This is a genomic window from Candidatus Rhabdochlamydia porcellionis (assembly GCF_015356815.2).
In the GTDB taxonomy this organism is placed as follows: Bacteria; Chlamydiota; Chlamydiia; order Chlamydiales; family Rhabdochlamydiaceae; genus Rhabdochlamydia; species Rhabdochlamydia porcellionis.
Genome location: NZ_CP075585.1, coordinates 1,203,886 through 1,221,981, shown reverse-complemented (window position 1 = coordinate 1,221,981; position 18,096 = coordinate 1,203,886). Strand labels below are relative to the sequence as shown.

General features: G+C 35.4%; 15 protein-coding genes and 2 tRNA genes. 10 read left to right on the top strand and 7 right to left on the bottom strand.

The genetic code is table 11. The features are described from left to right. Positions 1 to 101: 101 nt before the first annotated feature. A complete protein-coding gene (locus tag RHAB15C_RS05755; RefSeq protein ID WP_220716034.1) occupies positions 102 to 2,213 on the bottom strand; it encodes an NEL-type E3 ubiquitin ligase domain-containing protein in 2,112 nt (703 codons plus the stop codon). A 493-nt stretch (positions 2,214 to 2,706) separates the two neighbouring features. On the opposite strand from RHAB15C_RS05755, the gene RHAB15C_RS05750 reads away from it, so the two are divergent. The 8 genes from RHAB15C_RS05750 (at position 2,707) to RHAB15C_RS05715 (ending at position 8,399) form a co-directional block, all read left to right on the top strand. Further along, positions 2,707 to 3,117, top strand: coding sequence for a hypothetical protein (locus RHAB15C_RS05750; protein ID WP_194844705.1), 411 nt, complete (start codon positions 2,707 to 2,709; stop codon positions 3,115 to 3,117). Between the two features lie 11 nt (positions 3,118 to 3,128). Then, positions 3,129 to 3,959 (top strand): hypothetical protein, encoded by an 831-nt coding sequence (locus RHAB15C_RS05745; RefSeq protein WP_194844706.1) that lies wholly within the window; start codon positions 3,129 to 3,131, stop codon positions 3,957 to 3,959. A gap of 23 nt (positions 3,960 to 3,982) precedes the next feature. Continuing rightward, positions 3,983 to 4,858 carry a hypothetical protein gene (locus tag RHAB15C_RS05740; RefSeq protein ID WP_194844707.1) on the top strand — a complete coding sequence of 292 codons (876 nt, stop codon included), beginning with the start codon at positions 3,983 to 3,985 and terminating at the stop codon, positions 4,856 to 4,858. 12 nt (positions 4,859 to 4,870) lie between these two features. Further along, positions 4,871 to 5,389, top strand: a complete 519-nt coding sequence (locus tag RHAB15C_RS05735; RefSeq protein WP_194844708.1) for a hypothetical protein — start codon at positions 4,871 to 4,873, stop codon at positions 5,387 to 5,389. 1 nt (position 5,390) lies between these two features. Next, positions 5,391 to 6,173, top strand: a complete 783-nt coding sequence (locus RHAB15C_RS05730; RefSeq protein WP_194844709.1) for a hypothetical protein — start codon at positions 5,391 to 5,393, stop codon at positions 6,171 to 6,173. Between the two features lie 12 nt (positions 6,174 to 6,185). After that, entirely contained in the window at positions 6,186 to 6,617 is a 432-nt protein-coding gene (locus RHAB15C_RS05725) for a hypothetical protein (protein ID WP_194844710.1), read from the top strand. Positions 6,618 to 6,738: 121 nt separating this feature from the next. Then, positions 6,739 to 7,509 carry a hypothetical protein gene (locus RHAB15C_RS05720; protein WP_194844711.1) on the top strand — a complete coding sequence of 257 codons (771 nt, stop codon included), beginning with the start codon at positions 6,739 to 6,741 and terminating at the stop codon, positions 7,507 to 7,509. A gap of 74 nt (positions 7,510 to 7,583) precedes the next feature. Continuing rightward, positions 7,584 to 8,399, top strand: coding sequence for a hypothetical protein (locus RHAB15C_RS05715; protein ID WP_194844712.1), 816 nt, complete (start codon positions 7,584 to 7,586; stop codon positions 8,397 to 8,399). A 28-nt stretch (positions 8,400 to 8,427) separates the two neighbouring features. On the opposite strand, the gene clpX is transcribed toward RHAB15C_RS05715, so the two are convergent. The 6 genes from clpX to RHAB15C_RS05685 all read right to left on the bottom strand — a co-directional run bounded on the left by clpX (position 8,428) and on the right by RHAB15C_RS05685 (position 12,913). Then, on the bottom strand, positions 8,428 to 9,651 hold the full coding sequence (gene clpX, locus RHAB15C_RS05710; RefSeq protein WP_194844713.1) for an ATP-dependent Clp protease ATP-binding subunit ClpX: 1,224 nt from the start codon (positions 9,649 to 9,651) through the stop codon (positions 8,428 to 8,430). A gap of 20 nt (positions 9,652 to 9,671) precedes the next feature. Continuing rightward, on the bottom strand, positions 9,672 to 10,277 hold the full coding sequence (locus tag RHAB15C_RS05705; protein ID WP_194844714.1) for an ATP-dependent Clp protease proteolytic subunit: 606 nt from the start codon (positions 10,275 to 10,277) through the stop codon (positions 9,672 to 9,674). Positions 10,278 to 10,359: 82 nt separating this feature from the next. Beyond that, positions 10,360 to 11,670: a trigger factor gene (locus tag RHAB15C_RS05700; protein ID WP_194844715.1), complete on the bottom strand. Its 1,311-nt coding sequence runs from the start codon at positions 11,668 to 11,670 to the stop codon at positions 10,360 to 10,362. A gap of 29 nt (positions 11,671 to 11,699) precedes the next feature. Next, a tRNA-Gly gene (locus RHAB15C_RS05695) sits at positions 11,700 to 11,771 on the bottom strand. Positions 11,772 to 11,786: 15 nt separating this feature from the next. Beyond that, positions 11,787 to 11,858 (bottom strand) — tRNA-Gly (locus RHAB15C_RS05690). Positions 11,859 to 11,998: 140 nt separating this feature from the next. Further along, the gene (locus tag RHAB15C_RS05685) at positions 11,999 to 12,913 is read right to left on the bottom strand and encodes a hypothetical protein (RefSeq protein ID WP_194844716.1); all 915 of its coding nucleotides are present in this window, start codon (positions 12,911 to 12,913) and stop codon (positions 11,999 to 12,001) included. Positions 12,914 to 13,489: 576 nt separating this feature from the next. Between RHAB15C_RS05685 and RHAB15C_RS05680 the strand changes: the two genes are divergently transcribed. Then, positions 13,490 to 16,978 (top strand): DEAD/DEAH box helicase, encoded by a 3,489-nt coding sequence (locus RHAB15C_RS05680; RefSeq protein WP_194844717.1) that lies wholly within the window; start codon positions 13,490 to 13,492, stop codon positions 16,976 to 16,978. A 14-nt stretch (positions 16,979 to 16,992) separates the two neighbouring features. Next, positions 16,993 to 18,087, top strand: coding sequence for a rod shape-determining protein (locus RHAB15C_RS05675; RefSeq protein WP_246587544.1), 1,095 nt, complete (start codon positions 16,993 to 16,995; stop codon positions 18,085 to 18,087). Positions 18,088 to 18,096: the final 9 nt, after the last annotated feature.

The window sequence follows — 18,096 nt, the reverse complement described above, 5'->3', positions numbered from 1 at the left end:
TATTAAAAAATAATTAATAAACTAAAGAAGAAAGAGAGGAGCTTAGTTATCGAAAAAGTCAATCAGGACAAGGAAGAAAGACCATTGTTGTAAGCAATGACTTAACTATTTACTACATCTTCTACATCTAGAGTACTAAGGTGGACTCTTTTTGACTCATTTAAAGAAGAGTCACTCAATAATGCCCTTTTTCTTGATAAAGCTTTTTCGGTTAGTGCTTCTAGTTGTTTATTGAAGTTTTCCCCAATAGCAATGTAGTCTGGGTTTTCTAAGTTAGCAGAATTTTCTCTTGCATCTACTATAGCTTGATATTCTTCTTTATAATGAGTAGAAAGAGCTGCTATCCATTTATCATGAAGATTAAGAAACTCAAAATACGCTTTTTGGTGACTCTGCTGGCTTAAGACAAATGCTTTAGCCTTTTCTAGGTCATCAGGAGTTAGTTGACTGCAGTCAAAGAAAAGCATATTTTGCATGTTTACAGGAAGATTTAAATCCTCTTTGAGTTTGATGAGGTATCCAAGGTATATTTCCACTTCATCAACTTCCTGATCAGGATCTTCAGCTTCAGATCGTAAAACGCTAATTTTATTTTCAGCAATTGCTTCTAACATATTGATAGCCCATAAACCTTTAAGAAGATCTGCTAGAGCATGCATGTTTGTAAAAGAAACAGTTGCAAGTTGATGAGCAACACCTAAATTTATAATAGACAATGCCATTCTATCACCACATGTTCTTACTGCATCATGAATAATCGTATCAAAAGTTGCACGAAACTCTTGGTTGTCATTAGCTTCAGTTAAGTAGTTTATCACTTGAGTAATTAATTCTTTTTGTAATTCTCCTCCCTTTTTAAAGTCAGCAATATCAAATAGTCGCTTTAGCCAAAGGTACAAATCTTCTGATTCTTCGAGCTTAGAAAACTCTCTAGGAGGCTTTTTTATTAATTGATACATCATTGCTACGAACTCTTTCATTGTATCATGAAGAATGACCTTAGGACCCTTGTAACGAAAACTAGCAATAGCTGTTAAAAGTTGTTCTAGAATCACTGGATCAATATTATGGTTCCCTCTCAAAGCAATAACACTAGATTCGGGAAGTTCTAGTATTTTCAGAGGAATTTTAGTTAAAGAATAGTTATTGCTAAGCTCTAATGTTTTTAGCCGAGATAAATTACCAAATGTATCGGGTAAGGCTATAAGTTGATTAGTACTAAGATTTAACCACGTTAGTTGGGATAGATTACCAAGTGTATCAGGTAAGGTTGTAAGCTGATTGGTATTAAGATCTAATTCTGTTAGTTGAGATAGATTACCAAGTGTATTGGGTAAGGTTGTAAGTTGATTAGTACCAAGATCTAACTGATCTAGCTGAGCTAGATTGCCTAGTGTATCAGGTAAGGTTATAAGCTGATTAGCGGTAAGATCTAACCATGTTAGCCGAGATAAATTACCAAGTGTATTGGGTAAGGTTGTAAGTTGATTAGTACCAAGATCTAACATTGTTAATTGAGATAAATTACCAAGTGTTTTAGGTAAGGTTGTAAGCTGATTAGTACTAAGGCTTAGCCGTGTTAATCGAGACAGATTTCTGAACGTATCGGGTAAGGTTGTAAGCTGATTCTCACTGAGATCTAACTCCTTTAATCTGTGGCAAAAGCAAGAAATGTTAAAAATATCAGGTAAAGAGCTTAAGTTTAAGCTAGATAGGTTTAAGTCTTGCTTTGTGCTGTTATTAAAAAAATCAAGAATTCTCTTTTTAGCCTCTGCTTGATCTTCTCCAAAAGAAGCTTTTTTTGTCCACTGGTTTAAGATGTGGTCCAATTGCTGTTTTTGAGCTAAAATAGATCTGTAAGTGAGTAAATCAGATAATGTAGTAAGGGTTTTATTATTAATATGTATGATCTTCAACTTTAATGCGGTTAGGTCGATAGCCGCATCAAGCAAGGTTGTGAGCCTGTTACCGTTAAGATTTAGTTCTTCTAATTCAGAGAGATGACCGAAAACATTAGGTAAAGAACTTAAGTTTAAGTAGGATAAATTTAAGAGAGGCTTTCCTTTGCAATGAAAAAAGTCAAGAATTCTATTTGCAGCTTCTTTTCTATTCTCTTCTGAAGGCGCTTCTTTTTGCCATTCTTCTAAAATAGTTGTAAGTATAAGTAAGTGCTTTGATTGAGATGAATCATTATTACTGCTATTTATTGTCATATAAAATTACCTTTAATATTAATTTACTTAATATTATAAGTAATTTAATTAAAATAAACAATAGTTTAATTAAAATAAACAATAGTTTAATTAATCTAAATATATATTTTATTAATAACTAAATTAATTATTTTTTTTATATAAATATCTTTCTGAATCTACATAAAGAAAAGGACATTACATTTTATAGATCTGGTTTGGATTATTAATATATAAAAATTTTAGATTGATTGTGCAAGTTGTTTTAAATCAAGATCTTAATTAAGCTGAATAGCTTTTATTTCAGTGCTCTCCTAGTAAATATAAGTAATTTACTATCAATTATTTAGTTTTACGAAAAAAAGGTATACTTAGATTTAGAATTATTTTAAGTCTTTTAAATACAGTTATATAACATTTTTATAATTTATAATTAATATTATCTTAATTAGTTTGTGAGATAATTATAATAGATAAATAGAAGAAATAATAAACAGTAACAAAATAGGAAGCCATGACAACACATCTAGAACAAGCAAAACAATTCTTAGAGTCTAATGCCGAATATAAAGAAACCCATTTAAGCGAGATTTTAGAATTGATTAACGATTTAATGCTCAATTGGAAAAATGCGATTATTAAGGGCTCTAAAGAAGAACAGATCCAAGCTATTGAAAAATTAAACCAAGTCCGAGGTCTTTTAAAGGATTACTTTGAAAAGGTTAAAGAGAACTTAGGCCTAAGTCCAGAGGAGATTGAGCAGCTTGTAGAATATGCAACAAAGAGAAATACCCCTAACCAAGAAAAAATCGTAAGCTTTAGCAAAGAGTTTAAAAAGCATTCCGATGAGATTGTAGAAATGGTAGGAAAGAAGAAAAAAATCAAAAAACGACGCGCTCCTAGAGCGAGTTGGATTTCATCTTAAGAGAGGATTTTATGGAAATTATAAGACAAGAACCCATACCACCAGTTTTTAGACTAGGAGACGATCCTTCTTTTAGCGGTTGGATTGAAAAACTCAAAAAAGAAGGCGTTACTCTAGAAATTCTTGTACTTTTAGTGATGTCCAATAAGAAAAAAACAGGAGCAATGGACCGTACCTCTCAGAGTATTGCCGATATTGTAGAAGAATCAAATGAGCTTAGTAAACTGCAGGACGACTTGATTAAGCTAAACAAAGACTTGAGCAAGCTAGAAGCTGGATTGGGTAATGTACCAAGCTCTAGTAAGGAAGCTTGGAAAGCGAATAAAATGGAAGAATTGATCCAGAAGATTGCAGATGACTATAAACAATTTATTAAAGATTTAGCAGAAGTAGAGAAAAAAGGAGAGAAAGACCCTAGTTTAAAGGCTCTTTTAACAACAGTAGAACAGTTTAAAGCAGATTTTGATACAAAAATAGGAGGAGGGTCTTTTTCTGAAGCTATTGAGCAGTGGGTAAATGACACAGGCTACCATGGTAATGACGCAGGATTTCATCCTAATGCTCAGGGGCAAGACCCTACACGCTTGAATCGAATATTAGCCTACTTAGCACAGCAGTACTATCAATCAAATCATAGTGGTGGAACAGGTAAACAAAGCGACTTAGCTAATTTTTGGATGGATGGGAGTTCCGCACAACATATGGTAACAGGGCAGTCTCAACAGCAATCGATCCAAGTGCAAGCATATATGCAAACATTGAACGGATATAATAACTCTGCTCAAGAGATGATTAAAGCAATGAATGAATTAAAAAATAAAATGGCTCAATTAGTCGTATAAAAAACATAATAAGGAGAAATAATATGATAGAAAAAATACAAACAAACAGTGTTAGAATAGATGGAATCCTGCCTTCTAGCGACTTAAAATCTAAAGACTCTTCAGCTTCAGAATTAAGGAATAAAAAGCATAAAGGCATGCTCCCTACAGATGCTATTAGGTTAAATTATGTAGAAAAAGGAGAAGAGTCTCTTCTAAAAGAGAAAGTAAAAGCCATTTTAACCGAAGTAAAAACAGCTATTAAAAAATCCGGCTTTGATCCACGAGTGACAAATATCTTAATGCTTTATATCGCATTTGCTCAAAATCAGATGGATCAAAATGACAAATTAGAAGCAGGTTGGATGGATCAACAACACGTACAGAATCTCTTATTAGAAGATTCTGCTAAAGAGCAGAAAAAAATTGCTAATGAGTCTACACAAGGGCGTCATGCAAATATCGGAGCAATCATCGGTTTTTCTCTTCTTGCTATCATTGGGTTTGCCTTACTCTTTACAGGAATTGGTACTGCAGCAGGAGCTGGGTTACTAGCTACAGAAGGAGCATTTGCGGCTGGTGGAGCAGTAGCAGCAGCTAGTGGTACTGCTGTAGCTGGAGCAGGTGCTTTTGCCGGAACAGGAGTCTCTTTAGGGTTTGCCGTTCCAGCTATGACTAACCCAGAAGGGGCTGGTTTAGGGCCTGTTACTCAAGAAGGTCCTGATCAAGCAAAACTTGCTAAGATCAGTATTTTGAATAGCTTTTGGAACCTGCTTGCACAAAAAGCTAACCAAAACATTCAAACCGGTACGCAGTTAAACATTGTAAACACTTCAAGTAGCAATACACAGCAAGGTCAGCAGGCTTCACAGATTATCTCGGAATGGGGACAAATGTCTCGCTTCCAGGTAGCAAGGTAAAGGGAGGCTAACATGACAATAGGTACTATAGCAAAAGCCAATATGCTCTCTCAATTAATGAGTGAGCAAATAAGCGCACAGATTAGCCAAATGCAAGCTAATCAGTCTTTCTCTCATGTAGAGTCTGATTTTGCGCATGATGGAGTAGCGCAAGGGGACAAGATGCTTAAAGTGATAAGAGCTATGGATTGGATCCAAATTCTAACCATCATATTAACCCCACTTACTTTGGGCGCTGGCGTTGTCACAGCTGGATTAAGCGAAGGTTTAACAACAGCGGTTTCTTTCTCTTCTGCAGGCGCACAGGTAACATTAGGATCTGCAACAGCAGGAACACAAAGTTATAAAGCAGGCTTAGATAGCCAAATAGCTATCAATAAGAGCGGTGTGGATTCAATCAATCATAATATTAAAACCAACTTTGATTCGCTCAAACACGAAAGTGAAACGCAGATTAAAGTAGGAGGCGATATCGCCCAAATGATCTCTAATGAAGGTCAAATAGCAAGTCAAAAAATAATAGGTAGATAATATGAGCAACACAATAAATAGTCAATTTGATCAAGGATTAAACAACATAGATTGGGTGAAATATCCTCAACTTATGCAGAAAGTGGTATCTGCTTTTATGGTTCAAATATCAGATACTTTGAATAAGCTTAGAGAAGTTATCTCTTTAGCCCAGGCTAAGACCTCAGTGTCACAGCTTAAATTTGGATTTGATGCAGCAAGTAGCATGCAAATCAGTGGCCTAATCCAATCTGGTGTAGGTGCATTTCAGGTAGGAGGAGGAGGCTACCAAGTAAAAGCTGCCTTTAACACAGCTAATGAAATGGGAGCTTTGAAAACTGCTTTTGAAGAAGATTATGCTAGTTTGGATAGTCAGATAAATAGTGCTAGCTCATCTATTGAACCTGTACCTGTGATGAACGAAGTGGAGGAAGATGGAATTGTCATACAAGTTCAACGAGTTGATGATGTCCCACCGCCAGTTAGTCAAGAGCGAGTAGATGTAGATGCTCTACATGCTCAAAAAAATGTATTAAAAGATAAATATACTACTGACCGAGAAGACCTCAATCATAATCATCAGAAACACTATGGAATAGGTCAAGCTCTATCAGGATTAGGTGGTCTATTGCATATGATAGATGGCGGTACTCAGGCGCAAAAAACTAGCAATGATGCTGCTAATGGATCATTAGAGCATAACTATCAAACACAAGAGACAACTCGAAGTAGTATCAATCAAACAGTTGATAAACTCTTAAACATTGATATGTATGCAATAAACGTGGCTTCTTCTAGGGCTTAAAAGGAGCGGCAAATGAGTTTAGAAATACAAGTGCAATCTCATTTAGCATACTTTGACATCCTGGAATGTAATTGGGACCAGGATAAAGAAGAAGGCTATATTGAGGTAGATTTTGGAGAAGGTAGGATTTCTGGGTTTCATTGCCGTGCAAAGGAATTAAGATTTGCCCTGCAGCATATCCAGGCTTTTGGAGAAAGATGTCAGAGTCTGGACCAGATGGATTTTAAAGATCAAATGAGAGGTCTTTATCATCGTAGGCTATTTTGCGATCTGCATAAGGGAAAGGACCAGGAAAATTATATAGCTCTCTATAAATTTGACGACTTAAGAAAAAATTTAAAATGTATAGGACATCAATTTAAAGTGCCACTTACTAAAATGCACAAAAGTCGAATAGAAGAAGAAGTTTGGCAGTATTTGCAAGAACTTGCAGAAATGTATTAAATATCACAGGATTTTTAATTGTCTGTTATTTGTAAAATATGATATTTGATAAATTAAGTTAATTTTAAAATTTTTGATTTTTTAATTAAATTTAATAAGTATAATAAAATAAGGTAATATTATGATAGAAGCAATAAAAGGAAATGTCTTAGCTCTAGTAGCTGAGATGGAAAGTAAAGTAAGTGGTAATGCTGAAAAGGCATCACATACAGATATAGAACAAGAGATGGTAAAAAAGGCGATTATTGAAACCTTGCAAGATATTGAAAATTCAGCAGCTGATCGTTTGAGTGGATTAAATGCGGTGAAGAGTTTCTTAAGCCATTTAGCTACTCAAGATTTAGGTGCAGATGTAAATGACTATGTAAAAGGCGAGCAAGAATCAGTCAATAGCTATAAACCAGATCCAGATCTTGTGAACAAGCTAAAAGAAGATGAAGATGATTTGAAATCAACCAGAGAGGGTATAAAAGAAGACACCAAGGCAATGGCTGATTTAGACAGCAAAATTGCAGCTTTAGTGAAAAAACTAGCTGCTGCGGAAGATATTTTAAAACATGGTTCTTTCTTTGGACGCATTGGAGCTTATTTTGAAATCTTAGGGCTAGATATAGCATTAGGGGGCTTAGAAATAGGCAAAGGTGTGGTATGGATAGATCTGAAGCTTAACCAGGGTCGTTTAAATACTGACAAAGAGTCAATAAATAAAGATCAGCAAGCGTTAAAAAATGATCCTAAGATTCTTAGTTGCTTAGATTTTCTTAACTCTGGAGATAAAGTGGTTACTAGTCAAGCTAATCAAAAGCTCAGTATGTACCGAACCCTGGTAAATGATGTATCAGCCGTGGAAAATACCGTTAGTGAAATGGTAAAATTATTTCATAGAGCTTAAAAGAAGCTTCTTATGCAAAAGCCTTTAGATTTCAAAGGCTTTTTTTCTATTATAAGCCAAAAGAAAAAAAATTCATGACTCATATTATCAGTGGGGTTCCTTCGACTATTGCACATTCTAGTAATAGACAAGTATCTAAAGATACAAACATTAGCAGGTCTGAATGGGAAGATCTTGTGGATCGGATGAAAGCAGATGGGGTTTCTCTGACCATTATTGTTTTGGTCATTTATGTTAAAGCTATGGATAATGTTTCTACAAGAATTTTGCTCATTACTCATGAAACAGATAAGCTCAGCTCTGTTATGAGTGATTTGCTTTCTTTGAGTACTTCTCTTAGCAAGATACAAAATCAATTAGGAGCTAAAAAAGAAGTGATCCAAGAGGATTGGAATAAATTTGATGGGAAACATCTCACCGAAATACAGAACTCTTACAATAAGCTCGTAGAAGATTGTAAAAAGTTGAAAGAGGCATCTATGACTCAACCCGATTTTAAGCCCATTGTAACGGCTATAGAGGGGGTTATAGATGATTTTGACACTAAAATAGGAGATTCTAAATTTTCAGACGATATTAAAAAGTGGCAAGACGACACCTCTTTTCAGAAAGATCAAAGAGGAACGCTACAAGGAGACGTTGTTTGGCTGGCCAAGCAATTCTATGAAAAGAATCACGATACCGATGATAAAGGCATAGTTGATTATTTAAGTATATGGGTGCAAGACATCAATGCAGCACAACAATTAGGACAGGGGATGTCGCAACAAAAAGTAGTTGAACTACAAGCCCAAATGCAGTTTATTAGTTCCTTTAGTGCCTCTGGGCAAGAAAGCGCTAGAGCGGGTAAAGAAGAGCTTTCTGTAATGGTACAACATCAGACAAGGTAAAAATAAAGGCAGGTCAACCTGCCTTATTTTAACTAGTTTGCAAGCGAATCACTTTAGGATTTTTTTGAGAAGTAATACATTCTTCATCAACGATGATTTCTTTAATGGTTGGATCTGATGGAATATCAAACATTAATTCTAATAAAAGACTTTCTACAATCATTCTTAAAGCACGAGCTCCTGTCCCTGTTTTCTTTGCTTTTTCAGCCATAGCTCTTAGACCATCATCTGTAAATTTTAAAGAGACATTTTCTTCTGCAAACAGATGTTGATATTGCTTGATAATAGCATTTTTCGGTTTAATCAGAATATCAACAAGGTCTTGAATAGTTAGCTCATTACAATTAGCAGTACTATTGAAGCGGCCTACAAATTCTGGAATCATACCAAATTGAATGAGGTCTTCAGGTTCTACTTTGGAAAGCAGATAATTGATTTCATTAGTATCAAATACACGTGCTTCTCCTACATCGAAGCCAATCGTACTCTTACCAAGTCTTTTAGCAATAATCTTTTCAAGATGCACAAAAGCACCTCCTACAATAAACAAAATGTTTTGTGTATTTACACGAAGATACTCTTGATTAGGATGTTTCCTTCCTCCTTTAGGAGGGACATTGGCAATGGTGCCCTCTACGATTTTTAAAAGAGCTTGTTGTACTCCTTCTCCAGATACATCACGTGTAATAGAAACATTACCTGTTGTTTTGCGAACCTTATCGATTTCATCTACATAAATGATACCCTGTTCAGCACGTGCGATATCATAATCGGCTGCTTGTACAAGACGTAAAATGATATTCTCTACATCCTCACCTACATAACCAGCTTCAGTTAAAGTAGTAGCATCTGCAATCGCAAAAGGTACATCTAGGATATTAGCTAAAGTACGTGCAATGAGAGTTTTTCCAGATCCCGTAGGTCCTAATAATAAAACATTGGATTTACTATATTCGATTTCACTCTCTTTTTGCAGAGAGCGAATTCTTTTATAATGATTATAAACAGCAACCGAAATAGTCTTTTTGGCTTTTTCTTGACCAATGACGTAAGCATCCAAAGAAGCTTTAATCTCTTTTGGTTTTAGTATCTTTAGCTCATGATGAACTGGCTTTTTATCGACAATTTCAATACATAGGCGTACGCATTTATCACAAATGTAGGATTCAGGGCCAGATATCAGTTTCTCCACAGCTTCTTCTGGGCGGCCGCAAAAAGAACAGTGGGCGCCATTTTTTTCTTTTTTTGTCATAACTCTTAAAAATCTCGGTTTTATTCTTGTTTTGTCGCTGGCATTTTTTGTGGCTGTGTAGCTATTTTGTCAATAAGACCATATTTTTTGGCTTCTTCTGGATTCATGAAAAAATCTCGTTCAGAATCTTCAACAATTTTAGCAACCTCTTGATCTGTAAGTTGCGCTAAAATTTTAGAGCAAATGCTTTTAAGTTCAATAATTTCTTTAGCTTGAATAGCAATATCAGCGGAAGAACCACCAATCCCACCCATAGGCTGGTGAATCATAATTCGACTATGAGGTAATGCAAATCGTTTGCCTTTAGTGCCAGCAGCTAAAAGAAGGGCTGCCATAGAGCAAGATTGTCCTATACAGTAAGTATTAATTTCATAATCCATAAACATCATGGTATCATAAATTGCTAATCCAGCAGAAATATAGCCTCCGGGAGAATTTATATAGATACTTATAGATTTTTTAGGGTCCTCAGCACGTAAAAAAAGCATTTGGGCAATGATTACATCAGCTACTTGATCTGTAATCTCTGTGCCTATAAAAACAATTCTGTCTTTTAATAGGCGAGAAAAAATATCCATGGCACGCTCGCCACGACCTGTATCTTCAATCACATATGGAACATTCATACGATAGACCTCAAAAGCGGTTAATGTGAATTCTCTAGTATTGCTGAATGAAAAGATAATCTGCAAGTTGAACTAGCTTAACTTAAAACTTTGCATATTTAATAATCCAGTCTTCTGCCTTTTCTAAGATCAAGCGAGAATATGCTTCTGCATGTTCAATTTCAGGATGATTAGAGTGATTAGGATTTTGGGGATTAAGTAAAATCTCAAGTGGGATAGAGGCAGAAGAAGGGACATCTTCTGCAGCAATGCGAATATTTGCTTCGTCTATAATTTTACGGCATAAATAGAACATTCGAACAGCTTTTTCCGATTGTTGTTGGATCGTTTCAAATATTTTTTTACGCTCTTCTGTTTTCAAATTATCCCAATAGCTTTTAAAATCAGCATTTTGAGCTAGTTGCTGAATTCTAAACTCGACTTCTTTTTGAATCAGCGTCGCAGGTAAATCAAAAGAAAATTGTTTCAATAAAATCTCTGTTACTTGCTCGCGTAGAGCTTCTTGAACATGTGCATCAGCTTGCTTATTTAATAATTCTTCTACTCTTTGATGTAATTCTTCAACAGAAGAGACCCCAAGTAATTTAGCAAACTTTTCATCAATAGGTGGCAATGTTGCTAAATCGATAGATTTAATCGTAATCCGCGCTTTTTTTGGTTTTAGCTTTTCTTTTTCCTCTTGAGATGCATTTTGATCAGGAACACTTACCCCCTCGGCTATATCAGAAATGTTTTTACCAAGGACAAGGAGTAGCATCCATTCAGCCATACCCTTTGCATTTACTTCGAAACGCGTATTGGAAAATAAGGGGGTTCCTTCTTCAACCAAATCTACATCTAAAGTTACAAAATCATTTTCCTGAACAGGGCGATCGGTTATTTTTTCCCATTTGGCAAAGAAGAATTGTGTTTGACGAATAGTTTCAGCAATTTTTTCAGGGGTTACTTCCGGTTTTTTCACACTTTTTAACTGGATTTCCTTAGGGTCTATAAAAGGAAGAGTTGGTTCGGTTTCAAAAGAGAGCGTTAAAAGAGCTCCATGAGAGGAGTGACTTTTAATGCTGTAAGAGACTTTGGCTTCTTTGTGTAGTATAGAAATATTAGCGAGCTTCTGGCATTCTTGAAAAGCGGCATTAGCAATTTCTTGGTCCCATTGTTTTTTGATTTCATCGGGGAAGTTTTTTTCAATGAGGTTATCAGGAGCTTTTCCTTTTCGAAAGCGAGGAAGAGTAGCGCTTTTCCCTATTTTCTTAACTGCTTTTTTATGAGCTGTTTGTATCAATGGTTTTAAAGCTTCAACATCAAATTCAACAATACAAGAAGGCTTATTGTGAATAGTAAAGCGCACATGCTCATTTACCAACTGCCTAGGCTCTGTCGTTGCTTGGTCCATTTAAATTGCTCCTTAAATTTAAACTATATAGCGGGTGATGAGGTTCGAACTCACGACCCTCACGTTGGCAACGTGATGCTCTACCGCTGAGCTACACCCGCAGGTATTAAAAAAATAGCGGGTGATGAGGTTCGAACTCACGACCCTCACGTTGGCAACGTGATGCTCTACCGCTGAGCTACACCCGCTTGTACAGAGGACAGGAGTATATCGAGAGAATTTTTTTGCAGCAAGTGTTGCGATTAAAAATACTAGAGTTAAAAAAAGAAACCCACTTTTAAGCTTCATGAAATAAGTAAAGTGGGTTTTTTTTTAATAGTTGTATTTTCTATCTTTTTTCTGGAGAAATTTCTGGAGAATAAGAAGCGCCACTATCGCTAGATACGTGACTTGATGCAGCTGTTATACTACCTAGACTTGTATTATCGTCTAAATCAGCTTCTCGGTGACCTGAATTCTCAAAGGGGCTTATGCTAGCTGCATCACTGCTAGAAAGATCGTCAAAATCATCAATGTTTCTATGAGAAGGAAAGAGATAATCTTTAGCTTGTTTTAAAGGGTTTTTTTCTCTTTTTACTTCTTCCGTATCTTCATTTGTATTCAATTTTATAGAGCGAAGATAATCTTTAATTTTTTCAATAATTTTTTTAGTAAATTCGAAGAAAGGCTTTTCTTTTTTTGTCGGTCTATAAATGAGGTTTGAATATGATGCGCTTTCCAGCTTTTTAGGGGGTTGTGAAGGAGGTAGGATATTTGTAGGTTTGATCTGGTTTTCAAATAACTTTTTAAAATCTCTAATAACTTTTTTGTTTACAGAGCGCTCTATATGAGGAGCGTTATTTTCATAGGTGACTTTCCATTTATTTTTAGTTTTAGCGTGCAGTTGCAGAGCTCCTCTAAAAAAATGTTTGCTGTTTTGAACTTTATCTAATACTTTAATGATTTGATGCTCTACTCGCTGCCAATCTGCTTCTGAGCAAGCTAGCTTTTTCTTATTGTCATGTACGGTGATGCGGTATCTTTTACCCTTCCATGTAACTATTGTATAATATGAAGAGCCTATTTTTTTACACTCATTTAGCTCAAAACGTAGTTGTTCTGTCTCTGATGTAGGTTCTTTCTGTGAAAATAGAACATCAAAAGCTGCTTCTTCTACCCGATTATTGATGCTAGAAGAGGTTTGATGAGCTTTAGAGTCAACAATACTATTAGTAGTATAAGATGCATTATTATGGATAGTCATATGCTTATATCTCCTATTTACATCTATTTTACAGGATTAATATTTATTTATTGTTAATTAACTCAAATAAAATACTTTAATTAATATGTTTTGTTATTATTTGTATCTAATACTCTATTTATTAGTTGTTTATGTGTTAAATAAATATATATCATTAATTATAAGTGACTTATGTACATTATAAAGTCTAAATTCAGATATTCTGATCATCTTTTTGCATTTGGTAAAATATATGCTCAAAACCTCTTAAAAAAATGCAAGTCTTTAAAAGACAATGTACTTTGAAGAGATTGTAATAAACAGGTTATTCTTGAAGATTTGTTTAAAGAAATGTGAGGGATAAGGATGGAAATCGCTCTTTTTATTCTTTGTCCCCTTGTATAATACACAAGGAATACGATATGTGCATTTTGGCAAATCTTAAAGATTAACCGCAATTTTTCTTGCATAGGTTAAAAGAAAAGGGTAAAAGCATGGAAAACCCGAATGGATTTACATACATAAAAAAAGTTTTATATTAAAATAATAAACTAGATTCGGTTAGATTTTAGGAATCATTAATCAATTGCACTACTTATGTTGAATTTTCGAAAATTAAAGCAGGATTTTTCTTCTGCAATTGTGAAAGAAGGGCGTGAGCTTTACGATAAGCAAAAAGTTGTATCAGCTAAGCTCTTACATTTAGACGCAAAGACAATGCGAATTTCCGCTAAGGTGATGGGACAATATGATAATTGTTATGAAAGCGAGATTGAAATTGATCGATTAGAATGTGAAACTAGAGACTCTAATTGCGACTGTCCTTACAATTATGATTGTCAGCATCTAGCGGCACTTATTTTTTATTTAGAAGAGAATCTCGATTCTATTTTGGTTGCTTTTTCCAAAGAAAATAATTTGAAGCAATTAGGAGCAACAATTGGAATCGACAAAGTAGAACAAGAGCAATTATTAGAGAAAATTAAACAAGCAGAAAGCAAAATTTTCCAACAACAAGAAGAACAACATCAAAAGCAGGTTCTACAAGAATATACGGTGGCTTCTGGACATCTTGCTGTATCACCCTTTTTTAGGTCTTATCAAAAACAAGAGTTAGATAAAGCAGATTTTGCTCTTATTTTTAATCCTATTTTAGAAGAAGACAATAAGATTATAGAGATGCAGATTGCTCTGCGCCTTCCTTATCGCTCCAAGCCCTTATACGTACCAAATGCAAGGCTCTTTTTAGAAAGACTGCGTTATGAAGAGATCATTTGCATTGCTGGAAAAAATTATTGTTTCTCTTTGCAATCATTTGATGCAATGCAGCAAGAGATTGTGCAAATTATACGTGATCAAGCACGTTTTTATGAAAACAATCATACAGAAAGAGCACAAAGAATTGCTTATTTGGATTTAGAAACCTTTGGTATGATTTTGGCAAAAGCATATGAAATAGCCATGCAGAAAATGGCTAAATCTGGCTTATTGTCACAAGAAGACGAAGCCCCTCTTTTGCCAGGAATCTATGAAGCTACCATGGAAATGCCTTTACGCTTTTCTCCAGCACAAGCGCAGCTACGCTTTTGCCTACAATATATTCTTCCTCCTACCTCTAAGATTTTAATCGATCCACGCATTCTTGTTGCAGATCATGCAATTGGGTTGGAAGAATCTCGATTTTTTGAATGTGCAAAACCAGGAATGATTTATAAAAATGTCTATTACCGATTCCCTGAATCTATTACAAGATTGCATTTACGTAACTTAAAACAAATTCGGGATATGACAATTCCGGCTCCGTTATTTGGGACTTTTGTGGAAAACGCACTACCGCAAATGGCTCGTTATGCAGAAATTGCTAATCAAGAAGCTCTACAAGATTTTGTTACTTTGCCATTTGTAGGTAATTTGGAAGCGACTTGTGATATTTCTTATTTGGATGGAGAGCTAGAAGCTAGTTTACATTTCAATTACGATGGACATAAAGTTCCTGTTGCAGTCTCACAACTTACTTTTAAAGGAGTGAATTGCTTTGTTTCGGAGCAAGGGATTTTGGCTCGTAATTTAGTAGAAGAGAGAGAAATCATTGAAGATTTATTTCAAGATTTTCTTTTTAAGCCCGATACTGGGATGTATATCTCAAAATCTGAGAAAAAGATTGTCGAGTTTATGACAGATATTATCCCTAGGTATCAACAGAGAGTGCAATTTAATTGTCCACAGAATTTACTCGATCAATTTATCTACGATCAAACACAATTTGTCATCGATTTGTCTCACACAGATCGAATTGGTACTTATATGATTGCATTAAGAGTTAATGGTGCTCTTAATGGGATTAAACTCGATCAACTTTGGGAATGTGTAGGGTCTAGAAAATCTTTTATCGAACTTGATTCCCCTAAATGTCGTGTGAAAAAAGGGAGTGAAGGTCATAAAATTCCTAAAATCTTAGTTTTAGATTTAGATCGACTCTATGCAGTTGTGCAGTTATTTGACGAAATGGGTATAGAGGTTCTTGAGAACCACACACTGGAAAGACCTCTTTGGAGCTTAGCTAATATTGATGGATCTCAATTTGAAGGTTTACCTATAGAATTTTCCATGACGGAGCAACTAGTAGAAATCCGCAAACAGATGATTGGTGAAAAGCAATTGATCTTTTCTGATGTGCCAGCTTCTGTAAAAGCTACATTGCGCGCTTATCAACTAGAGGGAGTACATTGGTTAGAAAGGCTTAGAACTATGTTTTTAAATGGAATTCTTGCTGATGACATGGGTCTTGGTAAAACCCTGCAAGCCATTGTTGCTTTGACACAGCATTTAACAAAAAGCCCTCGAACCTCTCTTATTATTTGTCCAACTTCTCTACTGTATAATTGGAAAGAAGAAGTATCCAAGTTTAATCCTAAAATGAAAGCTGTTGTAGTCGATGGAGCTCCCAATAATCGGAAAAAATTGATTGGACAGTTAGATCAGTGTGATATTATTATTACTTCTTATACCTTATTACAAAAAGATATTGAGCATTATAAAGTTGCTAGTTTTTCTTATCTGATCTTAGATGAAGCACAACATATTAAGAACCGGGGCACTCGAAATGCCAAATCGGTTAAAATGGTATCAGCAGATCACAGATTAATTTTATCAGGAACACCAATTGAAAACTCTTTGGAAGAACTTTGGAGCTTATTTGATTTCTTAATGCCTGGATTTTTAGGAACCTATGATAGGTTTGTAGAAAAATACATCCGTGTTTCAGGTAAAGAACAAGCTAAAAATTTGGAGTATTTACGCAAAAAAGTGGCTCCTTTTATCTTACGAAGGATGAAATGCGATGTATTAGATGATCTACCGCCTGTCTCAGAGATTATTTACCACTGTCAACTCTCAGAGCTGCAGCAGCAACTCTATCGATCTTATGCACAATCTGCTCGTGATGAATTAGTGAAGTTGGTAGAAAGAGATGGTTTTGATCGAGTACAAATCCATGTTCTGGCAACCCTTACTAGGCTAAAGCAGATCTGTTGTCATCCTGCGATTTTTGCAAAAGAAAAAGCAGAACCTGGCGATTCTGCTAAATATGATATGCTGCTTGATCTCTTACAAACACTAGTAGAAGGTAAGCACAAAACCGTGATCTTTTCTCAATACACACGTATGTTACAGATTATGAGAGAGGACTTTGAAGCAAAAGGGATTCGTTTCGTATACTTGGACGGGTCTAGTAAGAATCGCCTAGAAGTTGTTAAGAAGTTCAATGAGGATCTTTCCATTTCTGTGTTTTTAGTCTCTTTAAAAGCAGGTGGAACAGGTTTAAATCTCGTAGGAGCTGATACTGTCATTCATTACGATATGTGGTGGAACCCAGCTTTGGAGAACCAAGCAACAGATAGAGTACATAGATTAGGGCAAAAGCAGTCGGTTTCAGCCTATAAGCTCATTGCGCTTGATACCATTGAAGAAAAAATAGCAGAAATGCAGAGAAGAAAAAAAGGATTGGTCAAGAAAGTTGTAAGTTGCGATGATGAGGTGATAGCAAAGCTCACCTGGGAAGATGTATTAGAGCTTTTAAAGACGTAAAAAAAATCAAAGATATGGCTAAAGCAAATTCTGGTTCACTTAAAACGGTTTTCAAAACAACTTCTGGTAAATTTATAAATAGATTTACCAATGTTTCTGGTCTTTTTTCTAGTGACATTGGAATTGATTTAGGAACAGCAAATACTCTTGTATATGTGCGTGGAAAAGGAATTGTATTAGCTGAACCCTCTGTTGTAGCTGTTGATTCTACAAATAATGAAGTCTTAGCTGTGGGGCGTAGAGCAAAAGATATGTTAGGAAAAACACCGCGTAAAATACATGCGGTTCGGCCCATGAAAGATGGTGTTATTGCTGACTTTGAAATTGCAGAGGGGATGTTAAAAGCCTTAATTAAGCAAGTAACTCCTGCGCGTAGTTTTTTCCGTCCTAAGATTTTGATTGCAGTTCCTTCTGGTATTACAGGAGTAGAAAAACGTGCTGTTGAAGATTCTGCCTTGCGTGCTGGGGCTCAAGAAGTCATTTTAATTGAAGAGCCGATGGCAGCTGCTATTGGTGTAGATCTTCCTGTTCATGAGCCTGTTGCAAATATGATTATTGACGTAGGTGGAGGAACAACCGAAATTGCCATTCTCTCTCTTGGAGGAATTGTTGAATCTCGTTCTTTAAGAATTGCAGGGGATGAATTTGATGAATGCATCGTCAATTATATGCGTCGTACTTACAATTTGATGATTGGTCCAAGAACAGCTGAGGAAATTAAGGTTACCATTGGCTCTGCTTATCCTTTAGGAGAACATGAACTTGAAATGGAAGTACGTGGCCGAGATCAAGTAGCAGGCCTTCCTGTTACAAAAAGGATTAATTCAGTAGAAATTCGAGAATGCTTAGCAGAACCTATTCAACAAATCGTTGAATGTGTAAAATTGACACTTGAACAATGCCCTCCTGAATTAGCTGCAGATTTAGTAGAAAGAGGTATGGTGTTAGCAGGAGGAGGTGCTTTAATTAAAGGATTTGATAAATCTTTAATTAAAGAAACAGGCCTTCCTGTAATCGTAGCTCCTAATCCGCTTTTAGCCGTTTGTTTAGGGACAGGAAAAGCATTAGAATATTTAGATAAATTTAAAAAGCGTAGATCAGTTACTTGAAGGAATTAA